The organism is Pseudomonas syringae (assembly GCF_001698815.1).
In the GTDB taxonomy this organism is placed as follows: domain Bacteria; phylum Pseudomonadota; class Gammaproteobacteria; order Pseudomonadales; family Pseudomonadaceae; genus Aquipseudomonas; species Aquipseudomonas syringae_A.
This window is the reverse complement of record NZ_LGSI01000022.1, coordinates 14,475-40,416: the sequence shown is the minus strand read 5'-3', so window position 1 is coordinate 40,416 and position 25,942 is coordinate 14,475. Positions and strand designations below refer to the sequence as shown.

Here is a 25,942-nt window from a genome sequence, read left to right as displayed (position 1 = left end):
CGGGAGAAAGTTTCATGAAGCTAGTCACTGCAATCATTAAGCCGTTCAAGCTGGACGACGTGCGCGAGTCGCTGTCTGAAATCGGCGTGCAGGGCATCACCGTCACTGAAGTCAAAGGCTTCGGACGTCAGAAAGGCCACACCGAGCTGTATCGCGGTGCGGAATACGTAGTCGACTTCCTTCCCAAGGTGAAGATCGATGTAGCCATTGATGACAAGGATCTGGATCGGGTTATCGAGGCGATAACCAAAGCAGCCAACACCGGCAAGATTGGTGACGGCAAGATCTTCGTGGTCAATCTGGAACAGGCTATTCGCATCCGTACGGGCGAAACCGATACCGACGCAATCTAAGCCGCCAACCCCAACGCCCCAGGAGAAAACAATATGACTCTGCGTCAATTCGCAGGGCTAGGAGCCCTGTTGTCCCTCGTAACCCCTGGCCTTGCCATGGCGGCGGACGAAGTGGCAGCTCCAGTCCTCAACTCAGGCGACACCGCCTGGATGCTGACTTCGACAGCCTTGGTGCTGTTCATGACTATTCCCGGCCTCGCGCTGTTCTACGGCGGCATGGTTCGGTCGAAAAACATTCTTTCCGTGATGATGCAGTGTTTCGCTATCACTGGTTTGATCAGCATCCTGTGGGTCGTTTACGGCTACAGCATTGCGTTCGATACCACGGGTATGGAAGCTGGCGTCGTCAACTTCAACTCCTTCTTCGGTGGCATGGGTAAAGCGTTCCTCGCTGGCATCACGCCAGCCAGCATCACTGGCCCGGCTGCGTTGTTCCCTGAAGCGGTGTTCGTCACCTTTCAGATGACCTTTGCCATCATCACCCCGGCGTTGATCGTCGGCGCCTTCGCAGAGCGCATGAAGTTCTCCGCGATGCTGATCTTCATGGGCATCTGGTTCACTCTGGTCTATGCGCCAATCGCGCACATGGTCTGGGGCGGCGTCGGTGGTCTGTTGTGGGACTGGGGCGTCCTGGACTTCGCAGGCGGCACCGTGGTTCACATCAACGCGGGTGTGGCTGGTCTGGTTGCCTGTCTGGTACTGGGCAAGCGTAAAGGTTTCCCGACTACCCCGATGGCTCCGCACAACCTGGGTTACACCCTGGTCGGCGCGGCAATGCTCTGGGTAGGCTGGTTCGGCTTCAACGCCGGTTCCGCTGCTGCGGCCAACGGCACTGCCGGTATGGCGATGCTGGTTACCCAGATCGCTACCGCTGCCGCTGCTCTGGGCTGGATGTTCGCCGAGTGGCTGACCCACGGTAAGCCAAGTGCCCTGGGCATCGCTTCGGGTGTGGTTGCCGGTCTGGTTGCCGTTACTCCTGCCGCAGGTACTGTTGGCCCGATGGGCGCTCTGATCATCGGTCTGGCTGCAGGCGTGATCTGCTTCTTCTGCGCCACCAGCCTCAAGCGCAAGCTCGGCTACGACGACTCCCTGGATGCCTTCGGCGTGCACGGTATCGGCGGTATCGTCGGCGCGATCCTCACCGGTGTATTCGCAGCCCCTGCTCTGGGCGGCTTCGGCACCGTGACTGACATCGCGGCACAAGTCTGGATCCAGTGCAAAGGCGTCGGCTTCACGATCATCTACACCGCGATCGTGACCTTCATCATCCTCAAGGTGCTGGACGCGGTCATGGGCCTGCGCATCACCGAGGAAGAAGAAGCTGTCGGCCTCGACCTTGCGCAACACAACGAGCGTGGCTACAACTTGTAAGTCAGCGCCAAAAAAAATGCCCGGTTTGCCGGGCATTTTTTTGTCTGGCGTTTGTCGATAGAGGACATCGCGGATGTCTTACAGGAAAGCCGGTTTATTGCGCGCTTTGCTTTTTCTACCAGCGCGTTAGAATGCGCGCCGAACGTGCGGAGAACTGTATGTGGCAACAGACCAGGATTACCCTGCGGGCCAGGCCTCGTGGGTTCCATCTGGTGACCGACGAGATACTGGCAGGCTTGCCCGAGCTGCGCGGTTGTCGAGTGGGTCTGTTGCATTTGTGGCTGCAGCATACCTCGGCTTCGTTGACCATCAACGAGAACGCCGATCCGGCTGTGCGTCGCGACTTCGAACGCTATTTCAACCGTCTGGCACCTCAGGGCGTGGACGGCTTTGAACATGACGACGAAGGACCTGACGACCTGCCAGCGCACTTCAAGGCCAGTTTGCTAGGCTGCCAATTGACGTTGCCGGTAACGGCAGGGCGATTGGCGCTAGGCACCTGGCAAGGTGTTTATCTAGGTGAGCATCGCGATGTTGGCGGTGCTCGCAACGTCCTCGCCACCTTGCAAGGTGAGAAGGCGTGATCGCTGAGCTTCAGCGCTATGTTGAATTTTTTCCGGCCGCATTCGAAAACGGGCGCAGCTGGGCTATAACTAATCTGCTTTCGCAAGTCATGAGGTAGAACATGAGCGACGACGACAACGACGATCTGGTTGATGATCTGGAAGGTGAAGAGGACGGGGAGGAGCTTGTAGCTGCTGCCGAAGACGATGGCGCTGAAGTTGATGACAGCGTTGAACCTTCCGTCACTCCAGCCAAGGGAAAAGCCAAGGCTGCAGTCTCGGTTGATGAACTGCCTAGCGTGGAAGCCAAAAACAAAGAGCGTGATGCTCTGGCTCGTGCAATGGAAGAGTTCCTCGCCCGGGGCGGCAAGGTTCAGGAAGTGGAAGCCAACGTGGTCGCCGATCCTCCCAAGAAGCCCGACAACAAATACGGTAGCCGCCCGATCTAGGGTTTCGGTTGCCGCATGAAAAAAGCCCGCTGTCGCTGCGGGCTTTTTTTTGCGCGTTTATCTCGTTGGAGCGAGGCTTGCCCGCGAATCGGACGCCTCGGTAATGCAGGCACACCGCGTTATCGTTTATTTCGCGGGCAAGCCTCGCTCCAACGGGGTCAGCTCCAGCGCCGCAACACATCCGGCAATTGCGTCAGGCTGCTGATCTCGGCATCCGGCAGCTTTTCGGCTTCCCAGGGTTTGCCCTGCGGGTTGTACCAGATGGCGCGCATACCGGCTTGCTGGGCGCCCGCAATGTCATCGCCAGGGTGATCGCCGATATGCACGGCATGCGCCGGATCGGCGTTGCCGCGTTTGAGCGCTTCCAGAAACGGCGCAGGATCAGGCTTGCCGATGCCCAGATCCTCGGCACACAGCGCAAAGGCGAAATAATCCGCCAGCCCTAATCGGCGTACATCGGCATTGCCATTGGTGATGACGCCCAACGTGAACGTCTTGGCCAGAATCTCCAGCATCGGCTGCACTTCGGGAAAAATCTGCACCTGATGGCGGCCATGCAGGAAAACCTCGAAGCTCTTGTCGGCCAGATCCTGCGCCACGTCCTGCGCGTAGCCCGCGTCCTCCAGCGCATGAAACAAAACCCGACGTCGCAAGGCGCTGATGCGGTGTTTGAGGGTCGGATCAGCGTCCAGCAGGCGGGTGCGAATCTCCCACAGATGCTCGACGGGCACCGGGCCCAGCTTTGGCGCATTGGCGGCCAGCCAGTCGCGCAAGGTGGCCTCGGCGCCGACGATGGCCGGCGCGGTGTCCCACAGCGTGTCATCGAGATCGAAGGTGATCAGCTTAATCATGGTCAGAACCTTTGCGTTTGGCCCGAGGATGGGCGCTGTCGTACACCGTCGCCAGATGCTGGAAATCCAGGTGCGTATAGATCTGCGTGGTTTTGATATCGGCGTGGCCGAGCAGTTCTTGTACGGCGCGCAGATCCTGAGATGACTCCAGCAGATGGCTGGCAAAGGAGTGCCGCAGCATGTGCGGGTGCAGGTTTTGCCCCAGTTCGCGCTCGCCCACCAGTTTGACCCGCTTCTGAATCGCGCGCGGCCCCAGACGGCGGCCTTGCTGGCTGATGAAGACGGCGTCGTCTTCGGGATTGGCCAGGGCGCGCAAGGCAATCCAGGTTTGCAGCGCCTCGCGGGCCTTCTTGCCCACCGGCAGGACGCGGGTCTTGCTGCCTTTGCCGAGCACCTGAACCAGGCCTTCGCTGAGGTCCAGCTGCTCCATGTTCAAGCCGGTCAGCTCCGATAAGCGCAGGCCCGAAGAGTAGAACAGTTCCAGAATTGCCTGGTCGCGATGGGCCAGAAAGTCATCTTCAATAGCGCCATCCAGCAATTGCAGGGCGCGGTCGGTGTCCAGCGTCTTGGGCAGGCGGCGTTCGCCCTTGGGCGGCGACAGGCCATTTGCCGGGTCGTGCTCGCAGATGCCTTCGCGATTGAGGTAGTGGTAAAGCCCACGCACGGCGGATAACAGCCGCGAAAGGCTGCGCGACGACTGGCCTTGCTGGTGCTGGCGGGCGATCAGGCTGCGCAGGTGTTGAATATCCAGCGCCGCCCAACGGGTGATTTTTTCTTTGTCGCAGAAGGCGAGGACTTTATTCAGGTCCCGCCGATAGGCTTCGAGGGTGTGAGGCGAGACTTGGCGCTCACTGCGCAAGTGAGTGCAGTAAGCGTCCAGCTGCCGTTCCATTAGCGGACCGAGCGCAGCGCGTGAGTGAAGCGCGGCAGCAAACGTCCCAGCACGTCGGCGATGTAGTTGAGGAACAGGGTGCCGACCGAGCTTTTGTAATGCTGCGGATCACGACTGCCGATGGCCAGCACACCATGCAGGCCTAGGTGATTCAAGGTGACGATGGCCGTTGAGCCGACTTCCTTGCTTTGCTCGGCGCCGAACAGAAACGCCAACTCGTGTTCGCGCAACGCGCCGCACACGGTTTTTTCGCCGATCAGACCGCCAATGGCTTTTTGCGCCTCGGCAGCGGTGACCCAACGGCCGACCGGCATGGCGTTGTCGCTGAACAGGATCAGGCTGACGAAGGGCACCTGAAACTCCTGGCGCAGGCTGTCTTCCACGGCAATCACGATTTCTTCGAGGCTGGTGGCGTCCATCAAGGCGAGGTTCAGGCGGCGGGTCTTGTCGAACAGGCGGTCGTTGTCGCGGGCAACATCCATGAGCTGCGACAGGCGATGGCGCATCTCGATATTGCGCTCGCGCAGCAGCTTGAGCTGGCGTTCGACCAGCGAGACGGTGTCGCCGCGTTGATGCGGGATACGCATCGACACCAGCAGTTCGTCGTGCTCGGCGAAGAAATCCGGATGGTCGAGCAGGAAAGCGATGATCGCCTCTGCTTCAGTGTTTGGCGCAGCGTGATCGGCAGGCGATTCGCTGGGCGTGTCGGTTGAAGTCTGAGGCTTGTCGGTCATCGCATTTGCTCACTTATAGACGAACTTGGCCTTCATAAACCCGAACAGCGGGGCCGGTCATCATGACCGGGTGACCTGGGCCGGCCCATTCGATGGACAAGCGGCCACCCGGCAGGTCGATCAACAGCGGCGAATCCATCCAGCCCTGGCTGATGGCTGCAACGGCTGCGGCGCATGCTCCGGTGCCGCATGCCTGGGTTTCCCCGGCGCCGCGTTCCCAGACCCGCAACTGTGCGCGCTGACGATCCACGACATACAGGAAACCGACGTTCACTCGCGCGGGAAAGCGTGGGTGATGCTCGATTTTCGGCCCGAGTGTGTGCACCGGGGCATTGTTGATGTCGTCGACGCGCAGCACTGCGTGGGGATTACCCATCGACACCGCCGCCAGCTCGACGGTTTGTCCGTCTACATCAAGGCTGTAGCTCAAGGCCTGTTCCACAGCCTGAAACGGAATTTCTTCCGGGATCAGGCGCGGCGGCCCCATGTCGACGCTGATCTGGCCATCGTTGCGGATGTCCAGTTCGATAATCCCGCTTTTGGTCTCGACCTTGATCTGGCGCTTAGCGGTCAGGCGTTTATCCAGCACGAAACGGGCGAAACAGCGCGCACCGTTGCCGCACTGCTCGACCTCGGAGCCATCGGAGTTGAAGATCCGGTAACGGAAATCCACGTCCGGGTTGGTCGGGGTTTCCACCAGCAACAGCTGATCGAAGCCCACGCCGGTATGCCGATCGCCCCATTGCTTGGCGTGCTTGGGCAAAATATGCGCGTGCTGACTCACAAGGTCCAGAACCATGAAGTCGTTGCCCAGGCCGTGCATCTTGGTAAAACGCAGCAGCATGGGTTACTCCGGCAGCAGGCTTTCGCCGGCAAACAGCTCGGCCACGGTTTCCCGGCGGCGTACTTCGAAAGCTTGCGCGCCGTCGACCAGTACTTCAGCGGTGCGGCCACGGGTGTTGTAGTTCGAGCTCATTACAAAACCGTAGGCGCCTGCCGAATGCACGGCAAGCAGATCGCCTTCAGCCAGTGCCAGCTCGCGGCCTTTGGCCAGGAAGTCACCGGTTTCGCAGATCGGGCCGACGATGTCGTAGGTGCGCGGCGCAGTATCGCGCGGGCGAACCGCCGTGACGTCCATCCAGGCCTGATACAGCGCCGGGCGGATCAGGTCGTTCATCGCCGCGTCGACGATGGCGAAATCCTTGTGTTCGGTGTGCTTGAGGTACTCGACCTGGGTCAGCAGCACACCAGCGTTGGCGACGATGAAACGGCCGGGTTCGAAAACCAGCGACAGGTCGCGACCGTCCAGGCGTTCACGCACGGCCTTGATGTAGTCCGACGCCAGCGGCGGCTCTTCGTCGCGATAACGCACGCCGAGCCCGCCACCCAGATCGATATGACGCAAGTGGATGCCGCAATCACCGAGGCGATCAACCAGCGCGAGCAGGCGATCCAGCGCATCAATGAAGGGTTCCAGCGTGGTCAGTTGCGAACCGATATGGCAATCGACGCCGACCACTTCCAGATTCGGCAGCTGCGCGGCGCGGATGTACACGTCTTCGGCGTCCGCAATGGCGATGCCGAACTTGTTCTCTTTCAGACCGGTGGAAATGTACGGATGCGTGCCCGCATCGACGTCCGGATTGACGCGCAGGGAGATCGGCGCCCGCACATTCAGTTCAGCCGCAACGATCTGCAGGCGCTCAAGCTCGTCAGTGGATTCGACGTTGAAGCAATGCACGCCGACTTCCAGGGCGCGCCGCATGTCATCGCGGGTCTTGCCGACGCCGGAAAACACAATCTTGTCAGCCTGACCTCCAGCGGCCAGCACACGCTCCAGCTCGCCACGGGAAACAATGTCGAAACCGGCGCCGATACGCGCCAGGACATTGAGCACGCCCAGGTTGGAGTTGGCTTTGACGGCGAAACACACCAAATGCGGCATGCCGCTCAGCGCGTCGGCAAACGCGCGATATTGCGCTTCTATATGCGCACGGGAATAGACGTAGGTCGGCGTGCCGAAACGCTCGGCAATGGCAGACAACGCTACTCCCTCCGCGAACAGCTCACCGTCGCGGTAGTTGAAGGCGTCCATGTAATTCCCTTAAAGATGCTTATGCGATTGCGACTTGGCTTGTTCGTCTGGAGATTTGGTGTCATCAGGCAGATAAAGCGGGCCTTTTTGACCGCAGGCGGCAACAAGACAGGCGACCGCGACAAGCGCAGCAAGCGAAGAGATCAGGCGCTTCATGGCGAAATCCTTTGTAAAAGCATTAATTGCGCCCGAGTATACCGGCCACCCAGCGCCTTGCCTACGTGGCGGGCTTCCCGTCCGGCGGGGGTTTGACGCGGTTGGGCTATGTTTTGGCCTGGTGTGCGGATTATTGGCGTCTACCATGCTCGTTGAGCGGGTAAGCTTTGCATTTACGTTTAAGCGACCGTATCTTGCGTCGCTGCGCCGTCAGTAGACACTTTTCGAGGTTCACGTAATGAGTTTGACCGAAGCCCGTTTTCACGATCTGGTCGATGCCACCCAGCAATCGCTGGAAGATATTTTCGACGAGAGTGGTCTGGACGTTGATCTGGAAAACTCCGCTGGCGTGCTGACCGTCAAGTTCGAAAACGGCAGCCAACTGATTTTCAGTCGCCAGGAACCGTTGCGTCAGCTCTGGCTGGCCGCGCGTTCCGGCGGTTTTCACTTCGACTACGACGAAGAAGAAAAACGTTGGGTTTGCGACTCCAGCGACGAGCTGTTGAGCGAAATGCTGGCGCGCATCACCCTTGAACAGGCGAGCGTCAAGCTCGACTTCGACGAGATCTGATTGTGACGGATACGGCTACAACCGCACCGGTGCGTGCGCCGAAACCCTTGTTCAGCAACATCAGCCCGGCGGTGGCTTCCCCGTGCATCAGCCTGTGCCGCCTGGACGAGCAGAAAGTCTGCCTCGGTTGTTTTCGCCATGTCGAAGATATCCGCGAATGGCGCTCGGCCGACGACGAACGTCGCCGGCAAATTTGCGCTGGCGCCCAGGCGCGCCGCGCATTGTCTGACCCAAATCAAGCCGCCGAAGACTGAGGCTGGCCTGACCCGCCCGTCAGGTTGTGTATTTGTCCGTCTGTGTTAGTGTCCAGACATGCTTCATTCATCGAAGCTCGTCCTGAAACCCCGCCGAATCCGGTGGGGTTTTGTTTTATGTCGCGCAGAAATAAGGAGTCTGCCTCCATGAGCACCCCACCTTCCATCATCCTCACACGACTCGACGTGCAGCGCCTTGAGCAATTGATTGACGGCCTGGACGAAGACACGCCGGGCGTTGAAGCGCTGCAAGCCGAACTGGACCGCGCTGAACAAGTGGTTGGCCACGATGAAGTACCCGCAGGTGTTGTAACCATGAATTCGCGCGTGCATTGCCGCGAAGAGATCAGCCACAAGGATTACCACCTGACGCTGGTCTATCCGCAGGACGCCGGCGCCGAGGGCACTGTTTCCGTGCTCGCCCCGGTTGGTACGGCCTTGCTGGGCCTGCAAGTCGGCCAGCACATCGACTGGCCCGCGCCGGGCGGCAAAACCCTCAAGCTCACGTTACTGGCAGTGGAATATCAGCCGGAAGCGGCGGGCGAGTACGACCAGTAACATCGCGCCTCAAACGTCAATTCGGTAGGAGGGGCCGGGGTGGCGCTCCACCTTGTCCCCGAAGACGTCGATTCTGGTTTCCAGCTTCGGCGGGATGTACCGCCCTCATTCGCGGGCAAGCCTCGCTCCTGCAGACCGAGGCTTAATCCGCAAATTGCGACTCGATCAAACCCACCCATCATTCTTCTTGCGGCCACGGGTTAGCGCGGGAATGATAAGGCCGACCAGTAATCCGGCGCCGGCGATGCTGCCGCCGTAGACCATATAGCGCATCAGCACCTGTTTGTTCTCGTCGCCCAGCTTGGCCTGGGTACTGCGCAGTTCCGACTGGCTATCGACCAGTTGCGCGTTGAGGTCCTTGGTGCGGGCTTCGAGTTCGTCGATCAATTTCTTGCGGGTATCCAGCGTCTCCTGCATGCCTTGCACACGGGTCTTCCAGGTGTCGTCGATGTTCTTCAACTGGCTGGTCAGGTCCACCACTTGCTGGGACAGCTCCGGCAAGCGCTCGGTGGGGCTCGGCACGCTCTGCAAGTCGCTGCTTGGAATCCATACGGTGCCGCCGCCTTCGCTGCGGACCTGGCTGTAGTCGCCTTGGGTGTTGAGCAATTCGACTTTTTGTCCGGATTTCAGGGTGCCGACAATCCGGTAGCCATCGGTTGGGCCACTACGGACAAAGGTGTTGAGGCTGTCGCTGACCCAGCGTTCATTGGGTTTGGTTTCCGCGGCGTGGGTTGGGCCACACAGGGCGAGCAGACCGCCGAGCAAGCCGGCACCAACAATGGCGCGACGCGGCTGGTTCAGCAGTTGTGGGAGTCGAGAGAGGAATGCAGAAAGGTGACGAGACATAGACATTGTTATCTTCGATGAAAGGAAAAGATAAAGGCGCCGATGCACGGGCCGGTAAAGATGGGGCAACGATTTGCCAGGCATATCGCTGCTACTGCTGCGGAGTTTGGCGACGGGCTGACGCAAAGCTGAAGCCCGTTTGGGTTCTACGTCCGACACGCCATCCGTTTTATCCCCAAGTCACAGACAGTGGGAATGGTTTCAGGTTCATTACTGGACGCGAGGGGTGTAGGAATTCGGACTTGCGGTAGTCCCCGTTGAAGCGAACTTGTGTGGGAGCGAGCTTGCTCGCGAAGGGGCCTGAAACTCCGCCTCGCCAACAAGTTGGCTCCTACAAAATCTTTCTCATCCCCGCCCGCCATTGCAGCGGGCAGGGATTTATCAGCCGAATCAGCTATTAGGCAGCAACCGGCAAGTGATGCTCTTGATGTAGCGCGTTTCGGCGATTGCCGGGTGCACCGGGTGATCCGGGCCCTGGCTGCCGCGTTCCAGCAGCTGGATGTTGCGATCAAGATGGCGGGCGCTGGTCAGGAGGATGTTTTGCAGGTCATCTTCCGGCAAGTGCATCGAGCACGAAGCGCTGATCAGGATACCGTCCTTGCTGAGCAAACGCATGGCTTGCTCGTTCAGGCGGCGATACGCGCCTTCGCCGTTTTTCATGTCTTTCTTGCGTTTGATGAACGCCGGAGGATCGGTAATGATCACGTCGAAACGCTCTTCGCCTGCTTTCAGCTCTTTCAGCGCTTCGAATACATCGCCTTCGATGCAGGTCATTTTTTCCGCGAAGCCGTTCAACGCGGCGTTACGCTCCACGCCATCCAGGGCGAACGAGGATGCGTCGACGCAAGTCACGTCGCTGGCGCCGAACGCGGCCGCCTGAATCCCCCAGCCGCCGATGTAGCTGTACAAGTCCAGAACGCGTCTGCCTTTGACGTACGGCGCAATGCGCGCGCGATTCATGCGGTGGTCGTAGAACCAGCCGGTTTTCTGCCCGGCCATGACCGGCGCTTCGAATTTCACGCCGTTCTCTTCCAGCGCGACCCACTCCGGAACCAGGCCAAAGACGGTTTCGACATAGCGATTCAGGCCTTCGGCGTCGCGAGCAGCCGAGTCGTTCTTGAACAGGATGCCGCTTGGCTTGAGCACCTGTACCAGCGCAGCAATGACGTCGTCCTTGAGGTTTTCCATGGTGGCCGAAGCCAGCTGGACGACCAGGATGTCGCCAAAACGATCGACCACCAGACCCGGCAGCAGGTCGGAGTCACCGAAGACCAGGCGATAGAACGGCTTGTCGAACAGACGCTCACGCAACGACAGCGCGACGTTGATACGGTGCACCAGCAGCGATTTGTCCAGCGGCAACTTGATGTCGCGCGAAACCAGGCGTGCGCAGATCAGGTTGTTGGGGCTCATGGCCACGATGCCCAGCGGTTTGCCGCCAGCGGCTTCCAGCAGGGCTTGGTCGCCTGCGGCAAAGCCGTTCAGCGGGGTCGCGGCTACGTCGATTTCGTTGCTGTAGACCCACAGGTGACCGGCGCGCAGGCGACGGTCGGCGTTGGCTTTGAGGCGCAAGCTAGGCAGGGACATGACGTCGCTCCGGAAAAAAGAGCGGGATTATAGCGCGTCATGCCGTTCTGGGGCCGAGATCACCGTAATTAACCGGCTAGCGGTACTCCGGGCTTCGACGCTCACGTTTTGTAACTCATGAAATTTCTTTCACGCGGAGTGAGACTCAGACGCATTTAGTCATTGAATTGAATGCTTTGGCCGGGAAATACGCACGCTAGTGCGCATTCTTGACGCGTCCAACTTGTAAAGCTTATGAATCAGTGGTTATGGAATTGGAGGCCTCAGGGGTAGAATCCAGGTCTGCCCCCGAGTGCGTACCTATGTCCGAAGAGCTAACCCCCGAGCAAATCCAGCAGGCCTTGCAAGGCATCAGCGTGCCGCCGCAGCCGCAAATCATGGTGGATTTGCAGATGGAGCAGTACATGCCCGACCCGGATCTGGGCGTGATCTCCCGCCTGATCTCGCAGGACCCCGGTTTGTCAGGGGCGCTCCTGAAGATCGTCAATTCGCCGCATTACGGGCTGACCAACAAGATCGCCTCGATCCAGCGCGCCGTGAATCTGTTGGGCAGCCGCACTGTCATCAATCTGATCAACGCCCAGTCGATCAGGGGCGAGATGACTGACGAAACCATCGTGACTCTGAACCGTTTCTGGGATTCAGCGCAGGACGTGGCCAATACCAGTCTGACGCTGGCCAAGCGCATCGGCTCGCAAACCGTGGACGAAGCCTACGCGCTGGGTCTGTTTCATGATTGCGGTATTCCGCTGATGCTCAAGCGTTTTCCCAACTATATGGATGTACTTGAGCAAGGCTATGCCAATGCCAGCCCGACCACGCGGGTGGTGGACACTGAAAACGAGGCGTTGAATACCAACCATGCCGTGGTGGGTTATTTCACCGCCAAGTCCTGGCGTTTGCCGGAGCATGTCAGCAACGCGATTGCCAACCATCACAATGCGCTGGCGATTTTCCAGGATGATTCCGGGCGCAACGCGCCACTGAAGAATCTGCTGGCGGTATTGAAGATGGCCGAGCATATCTGCGCGTCCCACCGGGTGCTGGGCAATCAGAGCGAAGATCATGAATGGAATGCTATCGGGCATCTGATTCTGGATTACGTCGGTCTGTCCGATTACGATTTCGAAAACCTCAAAGAAAGCATTCGCGAACTGGCCGCACACTGACCGTGTGCTGACGGCCTTCCACCCGCGCTCCACCGAGTTGCCCATGCCTGAATTACCTGAAGTCGAAACCACCCGCCGAGGCATTGCGCCTCATCTGGAAGGTCAGCGGGTCAGCCGCGTCATCGTCCGTGATCGGCGCCTGCGCTGGCCGATCCCGGAAGACCTCGATGTGCGCCTGTCGGGTCAGAAAATCGTGCTGGTCGAGCGCCGCGCCAAATACCTGCTGATTCAGGCCGAAGTCGGCACGTTGATCAGCCATTTGGGCATGTCGGGCAATTTGCGTCTGGTTGAGGTCGGCTTGCCCGCGCTCAAGCATGAGCACGTCGATATCGAGCTGGAGTCCGGGCTGGCCCTGCGCTACACCGATCCGCGGCGTTTCGGGGCGATGCTCTGGAGTCTTGATCCGCTCAACCACGAACTGTTGATACGTCTCGGGCCGGAGCCGTTGACCGATCTGTTTGACGGCGAGCGCCTGTTTGAACGCTCCCGTGGCAAGACGATTGCCGTGAAGCCGTTCATCATGGATAACGCCGTGGTGGTTGGCGTCGGCAATATTTACGCGACGGAAGCGTTGTTCGCTGCGGGCATCGATCCGCGCCGGGAGGCCAAGAGTATTTCCAGGGCGCGTTATCTGGTGCTTGCCGTGGAAATCAAACGCATCCTGGCCCATGCCATCGAGCGTGGCGGCACGACGTTGCGCGACTTCACCGGCGGCGACGGCAAGCCGGGCTACTTCCAGCAGGAACTGTTCGCTTATGGTCGCGGCGACCAGCCCTGCAAGGTCTGTGGCACAACCCTGCGGGAGATCAAGCTGGGGCAGCGGGCGAGTGTGTATTGTCCGAAATGCCAGCGTTAGCGGATCGGCGCGCGATCTGTAGGAGGGGACTTGTCCCCGAAGCGGCCAGCCTGACCACCTCAATCTGCCAGCCCTGCTTCATTGCATGACCCGAAGCTTTCCCGGACAAGTCCGGTCCTACCTGATTTGGGTAGGCCGCTGACAGGGCGTGATCAACCCTCGCAACACTTGCGCCCCTTGCTTAAGCCCCATCGCTGTTTATAGTGAACGGCATCCCAATCCGCTGCGCCTGAAGGACCATGCCATGAAGCCGTTTCGTATTCTTGCCGCCACTCTGACGCTGCTCTTCGGATTGCAGGCGATGCCGGCGCTGGCGCAGCCGCCAGCTCAGGGTAGCGGCGATCCGGTCTACAGCATCCAGAATCCCCCGGCATTTGCCATGATCGGCGATCTGCTGATCGCTCGGCCCTTATTGATCGTCGCGACCGTCGTGGGTGCCGGGTTATTTGTCGTCGCGCTGCCGTTCACGGCAATGGGTGGCGGTATTGGCGATGCGGGCAAGGCGTTGGTCGTTGATCCGGGCAAAGCCGCGTTCGTGCGCTGCCTGGGCTGCACCGGCGACGGCTACAACAAGCGCGAATAACCTGGAAGTCAGGGCGAAACTTCCCAGACCCTCGGATCGAATTGCTGCGAAACCCCCAGCCCGCGAGGATCACTCGCGGCTTCGACCTTGCCGCTGTCCTTGTGCCAGAACACCACCTGCTGATTGCCATAGACATGCTTGATGTCCTTGAGCGTGTAGCCGCGCGCCTGCAGATCAATCATTTCCCCGGTGCTGAACGCGCCCGGTTCGTGTTCGACGACGTCAGGCAGATATTGATGGTGATAGCGCGGCACCGCAGGCCAGGTCGCGATGGGCTGGCCGTCCAGGTATTGCAGCATCGACAGCAATACCATGCTCGGGATTCGGCTGCCGCCGGGGGTACCGAAGGCGGTGAATTCAGTCGGACTTTCAATGAAGCTCGGGCTCATGCTCGACAGCGGCCGCTTGCCGGCCGCAATGGAGTTGGCCTGACTGCCCGCCAGCCCATAAGCATTGCTGCCTCGCGGGTCGGCGGCAAAGTCGTCCATCTCATCGTTCAAGACCACGCCTGTGCCCGGTGCTGTGAAGGCCGAACCAAACGGCAGGTTCACTGACAGCGTGGCCGCCACCGCGTTGCCGTCGCGGTCCAGCGTTGCGAAGTGCGTCGTGTGTTCACCCTCGCGCCATAGCGGCGATGGCCGCAGGCTGCTGCTGGGCGTGGCATCGCGCGGGGAGATGCTGCTGGCCATTTGCGTCAGGTATTCCCGGTCCAGCAAATGGCTGACGGGATTGGCGACAAAATCTGGATCGCCAAGCAAGCCCCGATCGCGATACGCGCGGCGCAGCACTTCCACCACGTAATGGGCACGCTGCACCTTGTCGGCGTCGCGCCACGGCAATTGCCCGAGCATTGTCAGGCTCTGGGCCAGGGCAATGCCGCCAGCCGAAGGTGGTGGTGCGCTGATCAGCTCGCGTTTATCGTCCAGCTTGAAGCGCAGCGGTTCGCGAGTGACAACCCGGTAGCGGTCCATGTCATCCAGGCACCAGATCCCGCCTGCCGCGCGTACACCGCTGATCAGCGATTGCGCGGTCAGCCCGTTATAGAAACCTTCGCGGCCACGATCCGCCAGGCGGTTCAGCGTTGCGCCCAGTTCCGGCTGCTTGATGATTTCACCCAGCGCTGGCACTTCACCGCGCCGCAGAAACAGTCGCGCGCTTTCCGGATCGTCGCGCAGCGCGGACAGACGTGCCGTGGCGCGCTGCCGATAGATCGAATCGACGGCGAAACCTTGGTAAGCCAGGCGAACGGCCGGCGCCATGGAGATGCTCAGCGGAAGCTTGCCGTAACGTTCGGCCAACTCCACCAGCGCTGCGGGCAAGCCGGGTATTGCTGCGGCCAGAGGGCCGTTGAGCGACAGAGAAGGCTGGATTTTGCCGTCACGGCGGTACAGGTCGTAGGTGGCCTTCAGTGGCGCTTTTTCCCGAGCATCGAGAAAAATATAGCGAGGCCGTTCACCGCTCTGGCGCAGCAGGAAAAACCCGCCGCCGCCCAAACCGGACCCGTAGGGTTCAACCACCGCCAATGCCGCGCTGACGGCCACGGCCGCGTCGAAGGCATTACCGCCCGCAACCATGATTTCCCGACCGGCGGCGGTGGCTTCAGGGTGTGGGCTGGCAATGGCGGCGTGTTGTGCAGATGGGGTCGACTCTGCGGCAAGGACAACGTGTGCGGTAAGCAAGCACAGGGCAAATAGTGCGCTCGACAAATAGTGCTGCAACTGTTGCGTTGGAATCATGCGGGGCTCGCTTTTGGTCGACAGGCTGAACAGCCCGGTTTCGGCGAGGACTCGGATGCCGGTACTACACCTTGCTGGTTAGAATCAGGTATTTGGCCATCAGCTCATCCTTGCTCTCGACGTGGGTTTCATCCAGCGGGATGCAGTCCACGGGGCAGACTTGCTGACACTGCGGCTCGTCGTAATGGCCAACACATTCGGTACACAGGCTCGGATTGATCACGTAGATCTCTTCGCCTTGAGAAATCGCCTCGTTCGGGCACTCGGGTTCGCAAACGTCGCAGTTGATGCAATCGTCAGTGATGATCAGGGACATGAAGCACTCCTGCCACGGACAGCGCCGGGGCATATGAAATCTAATGCGGCGAATTGTGCCGCATTAGTAGATTCGATGCACCCTGGCGTTGCCGATAAAGAGCTTAGCGCTTGAAACGTTCGGTAAGCGCCTGGGCGACAGCCGGATGCACAAATTTGGTGATATCCCCGCCCAAAGCCGCGATTTCACGGACCAATGTGGAAGATATGAACGAATAACGCTCCGACGGCGTGAGAAACAGGCTTTCCACGTCCGGTGCCAGTTGGCGATTCATGTTCGCCAGCTGAAACTCGTACTCGAAGTCGGAAACTGCCCGCAGGCCGCGTAGAAAAATATTCGCGTTCTGTTCCTTGGCGAAGTGGGCAAGCAACGTTGAAAAGCCCACCACCTCGACATTCGGCAGGTGTTTGGTGACCTCGCGGGCCAGCTCCACTCGCTGTTCCAGGGGGAAAAGCGGGTTTTTCTTCGGGCTGGCGGCCACGGCAATGACCACTTGGTCGAACAGGCGCGAGGCGCGTTCGACCAGATCGCCATGGCCCTTGGTAATCGGGTCGAAGGTGCCTGGATACAACACTCGGTTCATCGCGTCGTCCTGGTCGGAGTCCTTGGGGAATCGGATGGTATCGCAGCAATCCCCATGGGCCAAGTCGGCGTGTCAGAGGCAAAGGTCGTATTGCCCTTGAAAAGTTGATGTCGCGCGAGGGTTAGATGACCCGTAGGAGCGACTTTAGTCGCGAGAGCATCAATTGCCCTCCCGGCTAAAGCCGGTCCTACAGCAAGCCTCGCTCCAACAGGGTAAGGGCTGCCTCAGCACTCACCGAATAAACAACCGATACACCAACCGTTGAATCGCCTTGCCATAGGGCGGATAGATCAGCCGGGCGGCGTTGAAGCGCTGCTTGATGAACACGCCCTTGGCCTTGCTGAACGTCAGAAACCCTTCGCGACCATGATAATGGCCCATGCCGGAAGGGCCGACGCCGCCGAAAGGCAAGTCGTCCTGGGCGACATGCAGCAGCGTGTCGTTTAGACAAACGCCACCGGAATGCGTTTGTTCCAGTACGCGCTGTTGTTCGGCCTTGTTGTAGCCGAAGTAATACAAAGCCAGCGGGCGAGGGCGCTGATTGATGTAGGCAAATGCCTGATCGATGCGGTTGTACGGCACGATCGGCAGCAATGGCCCGAAGATTTCATCCTGCATGACCAGCATGTCGTCGCTGACATTGAGCAACAGGCTGAACGGCATGCGCCGGTCCTGGCCCCGGTCGTACAGCGCAATTACCCTGGCGCCTTTGGTAGTGGCGTCTTCGAGGTAGCCGGTAAGGCGCGTCAGTTGTTGCTGATTGATGATTGCCGTGTAATCCGGGTTGTCGGTCAGCGTCGGATAAAACCCGAGCACTGCTTGCCGGTAAGCTTCGACGAAACCCTCGACACGATCTTCCGGCACCAGCACGTAATCCGGCGCGACACAGGTTTGCCCGGCGTTCAAAGTCTTGCCGAAGGCGATCCGTTCGGCAGCATCCTTGAGCGGCACGTCAGCGGAAACGATAGCCGGCGACTTGCCGCCCAGTTCCAGCGTCACCGGCGTGAGATTTTCAGCGGCAGCGCGCATTACCTGCCTGCCGATACTGGTCGAGCCGGTGAACAACAAGTGATCGAACGCCAACCTGGAAAACTCGATGCCGACCTCGGCCTCGCCCAGCACCACCGCGACCAGATCTTCCGGGAATACTTGTGCAAACAGCCGCTTGAGCAGTTCACCGGTAGCGGGCGTCGACTCGCTGAGCTTGAGCATCACCCGATTGCCAGCCGCCAGCGCGCCGATCATCGGCCCCACTGCAAGAAACAGCGGGTAATTCCACGGCACGATGACCCCAACCACGCCCAGCGGCTGATGCACGACCTTCGCCGACGCCGGCTGAAAGGCCAGGCCGACCTTGCGCCGCGCCGGTTTCATCCATTTCTGCAGATTCTTGCGCGCGTCTTCGATGCCCATCAGGCTGGGCATCAGTTCGGCGAGCAGGGTTTCATCGGCACTGCGGTGACTGAAATCGCTGCTGATCGCTGTGATCAGCGCTTCCCGCTCGGCGCTGAGCACCTCGCGCAGGTTGCTGAGCCATTGCCGGCGCTGGCCGACGGCCGGCATGGGATTAGCGGCGAAGGCCTTGCGCTGAAGTGCGAGCACCCGATCCAGTTCGCTGAGCGGCTGTTGCGTTGCGTGCTTCCAGGCGGGTTCGGCAGACATGCGCGACTTCCTTAATCGACGTTATGCTCCGGTTTTAGAGTGGTTGCTCTATAAAGTCAATTTGTACCTTGTGCAGACATTCACCAGCCCCGCGGGGCAGCGATCGGGCAGCACTTGCGTTAACATCCGTCTCATTCCAATAACACCCGAGCGACCGAGCTGAGCATGGCCCCACGCATCAAGACCCGTGAACGCATCGTGCAGAACAGCCTTGAGCTGTTCAATCTGCAGGGCGAGCGCAGTGTGAGCACCAATCACATCGCTGCGCACATGGAGATTTCGCCGGGCAATCTGTACTACCACTTCCCCAACAAGCAGGCGATCATCGCCGAGCTGTTCAGCGAATACGAGACGTTGGTAAACACCTTTCTGCGTCCACCTCGCGGGCGATTGCCAACCGTAGAAGACAAGCGTTATTACCTGCTGGAAATACTCGACGGCATGTGGCGCTATCGTTTCCTGCATCGCGATCTGGAGCACTTGCTCGACACCGATCCGGAGCTTGCCGACCGCTATCGGCGTTTTTCCCAGCATTGCTTGATCCAGGCCATGGCGATCTATGGCGGTTTTGTCGAGGCTGGCATTCTGGATATGGATGAGGTGCAGATCGAGTCGCTGACCCTCAATACCTGGATCATCCTGACGTCCTGGGTGCGTTTTCTCTGCACAACCCGGGAGAACAGCAGTCATTTGAACGAAAACGCCATGCGGCGCGGGGTTTACCAGGTGTTGATGCTGGAACTCGGCTATGTCACTGCTCAGGCGCGCGATGAAGTGAGCGCCCTGTGTTCAGAGTTCTATGTGCCGCTGCACGAGGCGCTGGCACAAACGGTTTGATTCACGGCTTTCCAGGTTTCGATCAAATAATGAACAATTTAAGGAGCCAGTCATGTCTATCGCGCAACTGATCAGCCCACTTCAACTGGCCGAGCGCCAGGAGAAAGGCGGGCTGGTAATTCTCGATTGCCGCTTCGCCCTCGAAGACCCGGAATATGGGCAGCGCAGCTACGCCGAAGGGCACATTGCAGGCGCCTGTTTTGCAGACCTGGAGCGCGACCTCAGCGGGCCGGTCAGCAAGGGCAAAACCGGTCGCCATCCGTTGCCGAATCCTCAGGCACTGGTGCAGCGTTTGCAGGTGCTGGGCGTTAACGCCGACAGCGACGTCGTCCTTTACGACGATGGTCCGGGTGCATTCGCCGCCCGCGCGTGGTGGCTGCTGGCCTGGCTGGGCAAACGTGATGGCGTGTTCATTCTCGATGGCGGGCTGAAAGCCTGGCATGCGGCGGGCTTGCCGTTGAGTCTTGATGCACCGGATAAAAAAGTCGGTCATTTCAACGGACAGCCGGACAAGTCGTTGCTGATCGACGCCGAGCATCTGCAGGCGAGATTGGGCAATCCGGACATGACGTTGATCGATGCCCGCGCCGAGGCGCGTTTCCGGGGTGAAGTCGAACCCATTGACCCGGTTGCCGGGCATATTCCGGGCGCGCAGTGTGCGGCGTTCAACGAAAACCTCGGGCCGGACGGACGCTTTCTGAGTCCCGAGCAGCTCAAGCAACGCTTCGCCGCCAAGCTGCAAGGTCGCGCGCCTGAGAAGCTCGTCGCCTATTGCGGCTCGGGCGTAACCGCTTGCCATAACCTCTTCTCGCTGTGCCTGGCCGGTTATCCGCTGGGGAAGTTGTACGCCGGGTCGTGGAGCGAGTGGATTACCGATCCAAAGCGCGAAGTGGCGACTGGCGCCGCCTGACATCGCGTCTATTGCAGCAAACATTGGATCTGTAGGACCGGCTTTAGCCGGGAGGGCGAGAAGTCTGAAGCCGCAACTGCTGCGATTGGACGGGCTTCTCCCGGCTGAAGCCGGTCCTACGGCATGTATTGCCCGCAAATAATCCGGGGTTGATTAAAAGTGCCCCAACACCCAGCGCAGCAGAAAAAACACCAGCAGCCCGCCGCCAATGGTCGCCAGCAGATTGCGGCTCAGCGCGGCGATGGCAATGGAGGCCAATCCAGCCAGCAGATAAGCATTGTCCAGGCTCAGCTGCCAATGAGTGCCGTCGGGCAGCAACATGCCGGGTACGACAATCGCCGTCAGGACTGCGGTCGGCACGTAATGCAGGCCTTGGCGCACCACGGGCGGGAAGCGCAGGTTCGGCCAGGCGAACAGGCTGTAGCGCATCAGAAACGTGATCGCCGCCATCGTCAGGATCAGCCACCAATAACTCATGAGCGAACCTCCTTCGTCGTACTTTCAGGGCCGGCCGCTGCCCGCAGCCGCTCCAGAATCACCCCCACCGCAATACCGCTGAAAGCCGCGGCCATCAGCCCGAGCTTGTAGGGCCAGGCGTAAGTCATCAGCGCCACCGCCCCAGCGGCGAGCGCGGCGGCAATTTGCGGTTGGTTGCGCAATAACGGCACGACAATGCCGATGAAGGTGGCGAGCATGGCAAATTCCAGTCCCCAGCTAGCCATGTCCGGCACGGCTTGCCCGAACAACACGCCCACCAGCGAACTGAGCACCCAACTGGCATACAGCGCGCTGGCAACGCCCAGCCAATACCAATGCGCCAGCGGCGTGCGGCCGTGTACGAGGTAGAAACGCTGCACCACGGCGAAGGTTTCATCGGTAAGCCAGAACGCCAGCAACAGCCGCCAGCGTTGCGGCAACCCGGAAACCTGCGGCTGCAAGGTGGCGCTGTACAACACGTGGCGCAGATTGACGATGAAGGTTGTCAGGAGGATGACCACTGCACCGGCGCCAGCACTCATCAGGCTGATCACAATGAATTGCGCGGAGCCCGCGTAGACAAACATCGACATGCCAACGGCCTGCCAGAGCGATAGCCCGGCCACGCCAGCCAGAGTGCCGAAAATGATACCGAAAGGGATAATGCCGACAATCATCGGCACGCTGTCGCGAAGGCCTTGAAGATACAGTTGAGTGCGGGACATTAGGGTCCTCCTTATGTCGCGCATCTTAGCTCAGGACGTGACGCAGAATCTCCGTTGGAGCGACCGGGGTGGCGATCCACCTTGCCCGCGAAGGCTTACTTCCGGGCTCTGATGTTGTAAATGTGTCGACCTGTTCGCGGGCAAGCCTCGCTCCAACGATAGGTGTTACGCGGGTTATCCCCGGTGCGTCGTCATCAGCCACAACGGAATGCGCCGCTCCAGGTAATAACCGGGATTTTTCAGGGATCCGTCCACAAACCCCACATGTCCGCCTTTGGCCTGCAGCTCGAATTGCGTACTGGACGACAGTTCATCGGCTTCGGGCAGGCTGTGTTTGAAGACGAAAGGATCGTCCTCGGCCTGAATAATCAGCGTCGGCGTGCGGATTTCTCCGAGGAAATAGCGACTGGAAGCGCGCCGGTAGTAATCCTTGGCATCGACGAAGCCGTTCAGCGGGGCGGTGACCCGGCCGTCGAAGTCCCAGAAAGTACGCATGTTTTCCAGCGAGCCCAGCGCCGCCAGTTCGGCCAGGCCTTCGCTCATGCCTTCATGCTGGAAATGGCGCTGTTTGTCGTGGATATAGGCGAGCATCTCGCGCATGAAATGCCGCTGGTAAACCTTGGAAAAGCCCATGCCGATCCGATCCGCGCACTCGTCAAGGCGGAACGGCACGGACACCGCGACGGCACCGAGCAAGTCGCTGTTGGTGCCCGACTCCCCAAGATATTTGAGCAGGACATTGCCGCCCAGCGAATAACCAACGGCGTACAGCGGCGCCAATGGACGCAGGGCGCGCAAATGGGCGACCACCGAAGCGAGGTCTTCGCTGGCGCCGGAGTGATAGCTGCGTGACAGCAGATTGGGTTCGCCGGAGCAGCCGCGCCAGTTCAGCGCCGCGCTGGCCCAGCCTTCCTGTGCCAACGCCTGTTGCAATCCCGCCACATAAGGCGAGTTCGACGAGCCGGTCAGGCCGTGCAGCACCAGCACCAGCGGCGTGTCGAGTTGATGCGGGCCGTACCAGTCCAGGTCCAGGAAATCGCCATCATCCAGCCAGACTCGCTCGCGCTGGCGTTCCATCGGCTTGACCCGACGCCACAGCGGCCCCCACAAGGTTTGCAGATGTGGATTGCCCAGACCCGAGGCGGGGACGAAGCGGTTGGCAAACGAGGAATTTGCGAGCTGAGTGATCACGGTCGTCCTCCGGCAAGTGACGTTGCTGGATAAGCGTAAGTTGCCACAAGTGGGGTGCGCTGTAAGCGGGTTTTTGCTGAGTGGTACTGCGACAGGCTGGCGACATTACACCTGTAGGACCGGCTTTAGCCGGGAGGATGGTATTCCTGGCAGCGCAATTGCTGCGAATGCCCCCTCCTGGCTAAAGCCGGTTCTAGATCACCCGCGCTGCCACAACGCGTAATACACCTGGCCAGCCTTTTTCTCGCGGTGTAGGCGCCAGCTACCCGGCAGGCCGGTCGTTGACGGCGGCGTTTCGCTTTCGGTGTAGATCCAGGCGTTTTCCGCCAGCCAGCCGTGGGATTCCAGCAGAGCGCAGGCCGAGGCCAGCAGGTTCTGATGGAACGGCGGGTCGAGGAACACCACATCGAACGGCTCTGCGGCCTGGTTTTCCAGGTAACGCAGCGAGTCGGTATGCGACAGCTGACCGGTCGTGCAGCCCAGCATGGTCAGGTTCTGACGCAGGCTGGCGATGGCCGCCGCGCTGTTATCCAGTGCCAGGCCCTTGCTCGCGCCACGGGACAGCGCTTCGAAGAACAACGCTCCGCTGCCGGTGAACACATCCAGCACGCGGGCGCCTTCAATGTGCGTCGCCAGCCAGTTGAACAGGGTTTCGCGCACCCGATCAGGTGTCGGGCGTAGACCTGGAGCATCAGGGAAAGTCAGCTTGCGACTGCCCCATTGCCCGCCAATGATACGTAGTTGGCCCAGGCCGTTATGGCCCTTTGGGCGTGGATTGGCCATTAATGCTCCGGGACCCCAAGAGGTCGCTCTGCGGGTTTTTCGGTAGGTGGCGGCAGTGGTTGCTGCGGGACCGTCGGCCCGGCAGTGACGATAACCATCTTGTCTGCGCTCAAGTGTTTGCTCATGGCGGCCTTGACCTGCTCGACGGTGACTTCCTGTGATTGGGTCATGAAGTCTTCGAGGAAGGTCAGCGGCAGGTCATAAAAGCCGATGGCGCCCAATTGCCCAACGATAGCCGAGTTGCTGGCGGTGGACAGCGGGAAGCTGCCGGACAGCTCGCGCTTGGCGTCGTCGAGTTCTTTCTGGGTCGGGCCGTTGGCGAGGAAGTCGCGCACGATGTCCTGCACCAGTTTCAGCGTGTTTTCGCTGAGTTCGGCGCGGGTCTGCAGACCTATCATGAACGGGCCCTGGGCCTGCATCGGGGTAAAACCCGAGGAAATGCCGTAGGTCAGGCCGCGCTTCTCACGCACTTCGGTCATCAGTCGGCTTCCGAAGCCACCACCGCCGAGTACCGAATTGCCCAGTGAAAGCGCGGCGAAATCCGGATCGTTACGGTCGATGCCCAGCTGCGCGAGCATCAGGTGAGTCTGCTTGGACGGGAACTCGATATGCGTTTCCCCGGCCTTGGGCTCAACAGGCGTTGGCAGTTTCGCCAGCGCCGGGCCTTTTGGCAGTGATGCCGAGACCTGCGCGGCAATGGCTTGCGCTTCGTCGCGGGACAAATCGCCCACCAGGGCAATTACCGTATTGCCAGCGGCATAAGCCTTGGCGTGGAAGGCCTTGAGCTGCGCCAGGGTGATCGGCGTGATGGTCTGCGCGGTGCCTTCGCTTGGATGGCCGTAAGGGTGATCACCGTACAGGCGCTTGAACAGCTCTTTGCCCGCCAGCGCGCCGGGGTTCTGCTTCTGGTACTCGAAGCTGGCCAGCAACTGGTTCTTGATCCGCGCCAGCGAATCGGCCGGGAAGGTAGGCTTGCCGACCACTTCGGAAAACAGCTTCAGCGCAGGTTCGCGCTTATCCGCTGTGCTCAGGCTGCGGACCGAAGCCACGGCCATGTCGCGATAGGCTCCGTTGCTGAAATCAGCGCCCAGACCTTCGAAACCTTCAGCGATGGCGCTGACGTCCTTGCCTTTGACGCCTTCGTTGAGCATCGCGTTGGTCAGCACGGCAATACCGGGCGTGGCCTGATCCTGACTGCTGCCAGCGGCAAAGGTCAGGCGCAGATCAAACATCGGCAGCTCGCGGGCTTCGACGAACAGGACTTTCGCGCCTTCGGCGGTTTTCCAGGTCTGGATGTTCAGGGCGCGTCGAGCGGGTGCCTTGCCGTCGAGCTCTTTCAGCGATTGCAGTGCAGGTTGCGCGGGAGCGTCGGTTTTGACTGCATCTTCGGCAAGCACCGTTTGTGCGGCGAAAACACTGAGTCCGGTGCTCAACAACAGACCAAACAGCGTATTACGTGGGCCGTTGCGCTCACTCATTTTGCTTTCTCCTCAGGCAGAACGTGCGCAACGCTGAGGCGCTCACGGGTGAAATAAGTGCTAGCGGCCTTCTGGATATCGGCCGGGGTGACGCTTTGCAGGGATGCCAGCTCTTCGTCGATCAACTTCCACGACAGTCCGACGGTTTCCAGCTCGCCGATGGTGCTGGCCTGACTGGTGATGGAGTCGCGCTCGTAGACCAGCCCGGCGATAACCTGCGCGCGGACCCGTTCCAGCTCTTCAGCAGAAGGCGGCTTGGTTTTCAGCTCGTTGAGCAGTTTCCAGATGCCAGCTTCCACGTTGGCCAGGGTTTTTTTCTTCTGCATGTTGGGCGTAGCGCTGATCATGAACAGGCTGTCGCCACGGGCGAACGCGTCGTAGTTGGACGAAGCGCCGGAGACCAGTTCTTCGCCACGTTCCAGGCGCGACGGGATGCGCGCGCTGTAGCCGCCGTCGAGCAGGGCAGCGATCAGGCGCAGGGCGTTGACCGAACGCGGGTCTTCAGCGGTGGCCAGGCTCGGCACGTTGAAGCCGTACATCAGGCTTGGCATCTGCGTCTGCACATGCAGCGTGATCAGTCGTTCGCCCGGCTCCGCCAGTTCCAGCGGTTTTTTCGATGGCGGTACGTCACGACGCGGGATCGGACCGAAGAAGCGTTCGGCCAGGGCTTTGACCTCTTCCGGGTTTACATCACCGACCACCACCAGCGTGGCGTTGTTCGGCACGTACCAGGATTCATACCAGTGGCGCAGCTCCTCGACTTTCATGCGTTCGAGGTCAGCCATCCAGCCGATGGTGGGCGTGTGGTAGCCGCTGGCCGGGTAAGCCATGGCCTTGAAGCGTTCATAGGCCTTGGCGTTCGGCTTGTCGTCGGTGCGCAGGCGACGCTCTTCCTTGATGACTTCGATTTCGCGGCTGAACTCGTCGGCCGGCAGCTTGAGGCTGGCCATGCGGTCGGCTTCCAGCTCGAAGGCAACGCTCAGGCGGTCGCGGGCCAGGACCTGGTAATAAGCGGTGTAGTCGTCGCTGGTGAACGCGTTTTCTTCGGCGCCCAGATCCCGCAGGATCAACGAGGCTTCGCCCGGACCTGCTTTGGAGCTGCCTTTGAACATCATGTGTTCCAGCGCGTGGGACAAACCGGTCTGGCCGGGCGTCTCGTAGCTGGAGCCGACTTTGTACCAGACCTGCGAAACCACCACCGGAGCGCGGTGGTCTTCGCGCACGACCACTTTGAGGCCGTTCTCGAGCATGAATTCATGGGTAGGTTGCGGGTCGGCGGCCAATACTGTCAGGGGCAGACAAATTGTGCTGAGCAGCAGGCCTGCGGCGCGGCGGGCTAAAGCATTCATTCGTAAT

The 25,942-nt window shown here is 60.2% G+C and carries 30 protein-coding genes; 12 read left to right on the top strand and 18 right to left on the bottom strand.

The features are described 5' to 3' along the window. Positions 1–14: 14 nt before the first annotated feature. The 4 genes from glnK (at position 15) to sutA (ending at position 2,736) form a co-directional block, all read left to right on the top strand. Entirely contained in the window at positions 15–353 is a 339-nt protein-coding gene (glnK, locus tag AFK24_RS06845) for a P-II family nitrogen regulator (protein ID WP_002555808.1), read from the top strand. A 33-nt stretch (positions 354–386) separates the two neighbouring features. After that, on the top strand, positions 387–1,724 hold the full coding sequence (locus AFK24_RS06840) for an ammonium transporter (protein WP_020293430.1): 1,338 nt from the start codon (positions 387–389) through the stop codon (positions 1,722–1,724). A gap of 158 nt (positions 1,725–1,882) precedes the next feature. Further along, positions 1,883–2,308, top strand: a complete 426-nt coding sequence (locus AFK24_RS06835; protein WP_020293431.1) for a secondary thiamine-phosphate synthase enzyme YjbQ — start codon at positions 1,883–1,885, stop codon at positions 2,306–2,308. Positions 2,309–2,409: 101 nt separating this feature from the next. Beyond that, entirely contained in the window at positions 2,410–2,736 is a 327-nt protein-coding gene (gene sutA / locus AFK24_RS06830) for a transcriptional regulator SutA (RefSeq protein WP_065832539.1), read from the top strand. Between the two features lie 158 nt (positions 2,737–2,894). On the opposite strand, the gene AFK24_RS06825 is transcribed toward sutA, so the two are convergent. From AFK24_RS06825 to lptM, 6 genes are read right to left on the bottom strand one after another with little or no spacing between them, the layout of a single operon-like run. Beyond that, positions 2,895–3,587: an HAD family hydrolase gene (locus AFK24_RS06825; RefSeq protein ID WP_065832538.1), complete on the bottom strand. Its 693-nt coding sequence runs from the start codon at positions 3,585–3,587 to the stop codon at positions 2,895–2,897. Further along, entirely contained in the window at positions 3,580–4,479 is a 900-nt protein-coding gene (gene xerC / locus AFK24_RS06820) for a tyrosine recombinase XerC (RefSeq protein ID WP_065832537.1), read from the bottom strand. Before xerC ends, AFK24_RS06825 begins: the two co-directional genes overlap by 8 nt. Then, positions 4,479–5,213, bottom strand: coding sequence for a DUF484 family protein (locus AFK24_RS06815; protein ID WP_065832536.1), 735 nt, complete (start codon positions 5,211–5,213; stop codon positions 4,479–4,481). The genes xerC and AFK24_RS06815 overlap by 1 nt, the downstream gene beginning before the upstream one ends. Before the next feature lie 13 nt (positions 5,214–5,226). After that, a complete protein-coding gene (dapF, locus tag AFK24_RS06810) occupies positions 5,227–6,057 on the bottom strand; it encodes a diaminopimelate epimerase (protein WP_065832535.1) in 831 nt (276 codons plus the stop codon). A gap of 3 nt (positions 6,058–6,060) precedes the next feature. After that, positions 6,061–7,308, bottom strand: coding sequence for a diaminopimelate decarboxylase (gene lysA, locus AFK24_RS06805; RefSeq protein ID WP_065832534.1), 1,248 nt, complete (start codon positions 7,306–7,308; stop codon positions 6,061–6,063). A gap of 9 nt (positions 7,309–7,317) precedes the next feature. Next, positions 7,318–7,464 carry an LPS translocon maturation chaperone LptM gene (lptM, locus tag AFK24_RS06800; protein WP_020293438.1) on the bottom strand — a complete coding sequence of 49 codons (147 nt, stop codon included), beginning with the start codon at positions 7,462–7,464 and terminating at the stop codon, positions 7,318–7,320. Between the two features lie 238 nt (positions 7,465–7,702). Between lptM and cyaY the strand changes: the two genes are divergently transcribed. The 3 genes from cyaY to rnk all read left to right on the top strand — a co-directional run bounded on the left by cyaY (position 7,703) and on the right by rnk (position 8,847). Then, a complete protein-coding gene (cyaY, locus tag AFK24_RS06795) occupies positions 7,703–8,035 on the top strand; it encodes an iron donor protein CyaY (protein ID WP_065832533.1) in 333 nt (110 codons plus the stop codon). 2 nt (positions 8,036–8,037) lie between these two features. After that, positions 8,038–8,289 (top strand): DUF1289 domain-containing protein, encoded by a 252-nt coding sequence (locus AFK24_RS06790; protein WP_065832532.1) that lies wholly within the window; start codon positions 8,038–8,040, stop codon positions 8,287–8,289. Between the two features lie 147 nt (positions 8,290–8,436). Next, a complete protein-coding gene (gene rnk, locus AFK24_RS06785; RefSeq protein ID WP_065832531.1) occupies positions 8,437–8,847 on the top strand; it encodes a nucleoside diphosphate kinase regulator in 411 nt (136 codons plus the stop codon). A gap of 165 nt (positions 8,848–9,012) precedes the next feature. Here the strand turns inward: rnk and AFK24_RS06780 are convergent, their stop codons facing one another. Both AFK24_RS06780 and AFK24_RS06775 read right to left on the bottom strand, forming a co-directional pair. Then, positions 9,013–9,693 carry a TIGR04211 family SH3 domain-containing protein gene (locus AFK24_RS06780; RefSeq protein ID WP_170826299.1) on the bottom strand — a complete coding sequence of 227 codons (681 nt, stop codon included), beginning with the start codon at positions 9,691–9,693 and terminating at the stop codon, positions 9,013–9,015. A gap of 390 nt (positions 9,694–10,083) precedes the next feature. After that, the gene (locus AFK24_RS06775) at positions 10,084–11,280 is read right to left on the bottom strand and encodes a class I SAM-dependent rRNA methyltransferase (protein ID WP_065832529.1); all 1,197 of its coding nucleotides are present in this window, start codon (positions 11,278–11,280) and stop codon (positions 10,084–10,086) included. A gap of 356 nt (positions 11,281–11,636) precedes the next feature. Between AFK24_RS06775 and AFK24_RS06770 the strand changes: the two genes are divergently transcribed. The 3 genes from AFK24_RS06770 (at position 11,637) to AFK24_RS06760 (ending at position 13,888) form a co-directional block, all read left to right on the top strand. After that, positions 11,637–12,449 (top strand): HDOD domain-containing protein, encoded by an 813-nt coding sequence (locus tag AFK24_RS06770; RefSeq protein ID WP_170826298.1) that lies wholly within the window; start codon positions 11,637–11,639, stop codon positions 12,447–12,449. Positions 12,450–12,492: 43 nt separating this feature from the next. Beyond that, positions 12,493–13,305, top strand: coding sequence for a bifunctional DNA-formamidopyrimidine glycosylase/DNA-(apurinic or apyrimidinic site) lyase (gene mutM, locus AFK24_RS06765; RefSeq protein ID WP_065832527.1), 813 nt, complete (start codon positions 12,493–12,495; stop codon positions 13,303–13,305). Between the two features lie 244 nt (positions 13,306–13,549). Further along, the gene (locus AFK24_RS06760; RefSeq protein WP_065832526.1) at positions 13,550–13,888 is read left to right on the top strand and encodes a multidrug transporter; all 339 of its coding nucleotides are present in this window, start codon (positions 13,550–13,552) and stop codon (positions 13,886–13,888) included. Between the two features lie 8 nt (positions 13,889–13,896). On the opposite strand, the gene ggt is transcribed toward AFK24_RS06760, so the two are convergent. The 4 genes from ggt to AFK24_RS06740 all read right to left on the bottom strand — a co-directional run bounded on the left by ggt (position 13,897) and on the right by AFK24_RS06740 (position 18,185). Next, positions 13,897–15,624 carry a gamma-glutamyltransferase gene (gene ggt, locus AFK24_RS06755; protein WP_065832525.1) on the bottom strand — a complete coding sequence of 576 codons (1,728 nt, stop codon included), beginning with the start codon at positions 15,622–15,624 and terminating at the stop codon, positions 13,897–13,899. 64 nt (positions 15,625–15,688) lie between these two features. After that, positions 15,689–15,940, bottom strand: coding sequence for a YfhL family 4Fe-4S dicluster ferredoxin (locus tag AFK24_RS06750; protein WP_020293448.1), 252 nt, complete (start codon positions 15,938–15,940; stop codon positions 15,689–15,691). 103 nt (positions 15,941–16,043) lie between these two features. Continuing rightward, positions 16,044–16,523: a pantetheine-phosphate adenylyltransferase gene (gene coaD, locus AFK24_RS06745; RefSeq protein WP_065832524.1), complete on the bottom strand. Its 480-nt coding sequence runs from the start codon at positions 16,521–16,523 to the stop codon at positions 16,044–16,046. 231 nt (positions 16,524–16,754) lie between these two features. Then, the gene (locus tag AFK24_RS06740; protein WP_065832523.1) at positions 16,755–18,185 is read right to left on the bottom strand and encodes a coniferyl aldehyde dehydrogenase; all 1,431 of its coding nucleotides are present in this window, start codon (positions 18,183–18,185) and stop codon (positions 16,755–16,757) included. Positions 18,186–18,350: 165 nt separating this feature from the next. On the opposite strand from AFK24_RS06740, the gene AFK24_RS06735 reads away from it, so the two are divergent. Together AFK24_RS06735 and AFK24_RS06730 are read left to right on the top strand one after the other, a co-directional pair. Further along, the gene (locus AFK24_RS06735) at positions 18,351–19,022 is read left to right on the top strand and encodes a TetR/AcrR family transcriptional regulator (RefSeq protein ID WP_065832522.1); all 672 of its coding nucleotides are present in this window, start codon (positions 18,351–18,353) and stop codon (positions 19,020–19,022) included. Positions 19,023–19,074: 52 nt separating this feature from the next. Next, positions 19,075–19,932 carry a sulfurtransferase gene (locus tag AFK24_RS06730; protein WP_065832521.1) on the top strand — a complete coding sequence of 286 codons (858 nt, stop codon included), beginning with the start codon at positions 19,075–19,077 and terminating at the stop codon, positions 19,930–19,932. Positions 19,933–20,085: 153 nt separating this feature from the next. On the opposite strand, the gene AFK24_RS06725 is transcribed toward AFK24_RS06730, so the two are convergent. The 6 genes from AFK24_RS06725 to AFK24_RS06700 form a co-directional block, all read right to left on the bottom strand. After that, positions 20,086–20,409, bottom strand: coding sequence for an AzlD domain-containing protein (locus AFK24_RS06725; protein ID WP_065832520.1), 324 nt, complete (start codon positions 20,407–20,409; stop codon positions 20,086–20,088). Beyond that, positions 20,406–21,134 (bottom strand): AzlC family ABC transporter permease, encoded by a 729-nt coding sequence (locus AFK24_RS06720; RefSeq protein ID WP_065832519.1) that lies wholly within the window; start codon positions 21,132–21,134, stop codon positions 20,406–20,408. Before AFK24_RS06720 ends, AFK24_RS06725 begins: the two co-directional genes overlap by 4 nt. 174 nt (positions 21,135–21,308) lie before the next feature. Beyond that, a complete protein-coding gene (locus AFK24_RS06715; protein WP_080482064.1) occupies positions 21,309–22,325 on the bottom strand; it encodes a hydrolase in 1,017 nt (338 codons plus the stop codon). Positions 22,326–22,523: 198 nt separating this feature from the next. Beyond that, positions 22,524–23,108 carry a 16S rRNA (guanine(966)-N(2))-methyltransferase RsmD gene (gene rsmD, locus AFK24_RS06710; RefSeq protein WP_065832518.1) on the bottom strand — a complete coding sequence of 195 codons (585 nt, stop codon included), beginning with the start codon at positions 23,106–23,108 and terminating at the stop codon, positions 22,524–22,526. Beyond that, positions 23,108–24,586 (bottom strand): M16 family metallopeptidase, encoded by a 1,479-nt coding sequence (locus tag AFK24_RS06705; RefSeq protein ID WP_065832517.1) that lies wholly within the window; start codon positions 24,584–24,586, stop codon positions 23,108–23,110. The genes rsmD and AFK24_RS06705 overlap by 1 nt, the downstream gene beginning before the upstream one ends. Then, the gene (locus tag AFK24_RS06700) at positions 24,583–25,935 is read right to left on the bottom strand and encodes a M16 family metallopeptidase (protein ID WP_065832516.1); all 1,353 of its coding nucleotides are present in this window, start codon (positions 25,933–25,935) and stop codon (positions 24,583–24,585) included. The genes AFK24_RS06705 and AFK24_RS06700 overlap by 4 nt, the downstream gene beginning before the upstream one ends. Positions 25,936–25,942: the final 7 nt, after the last annotated feature.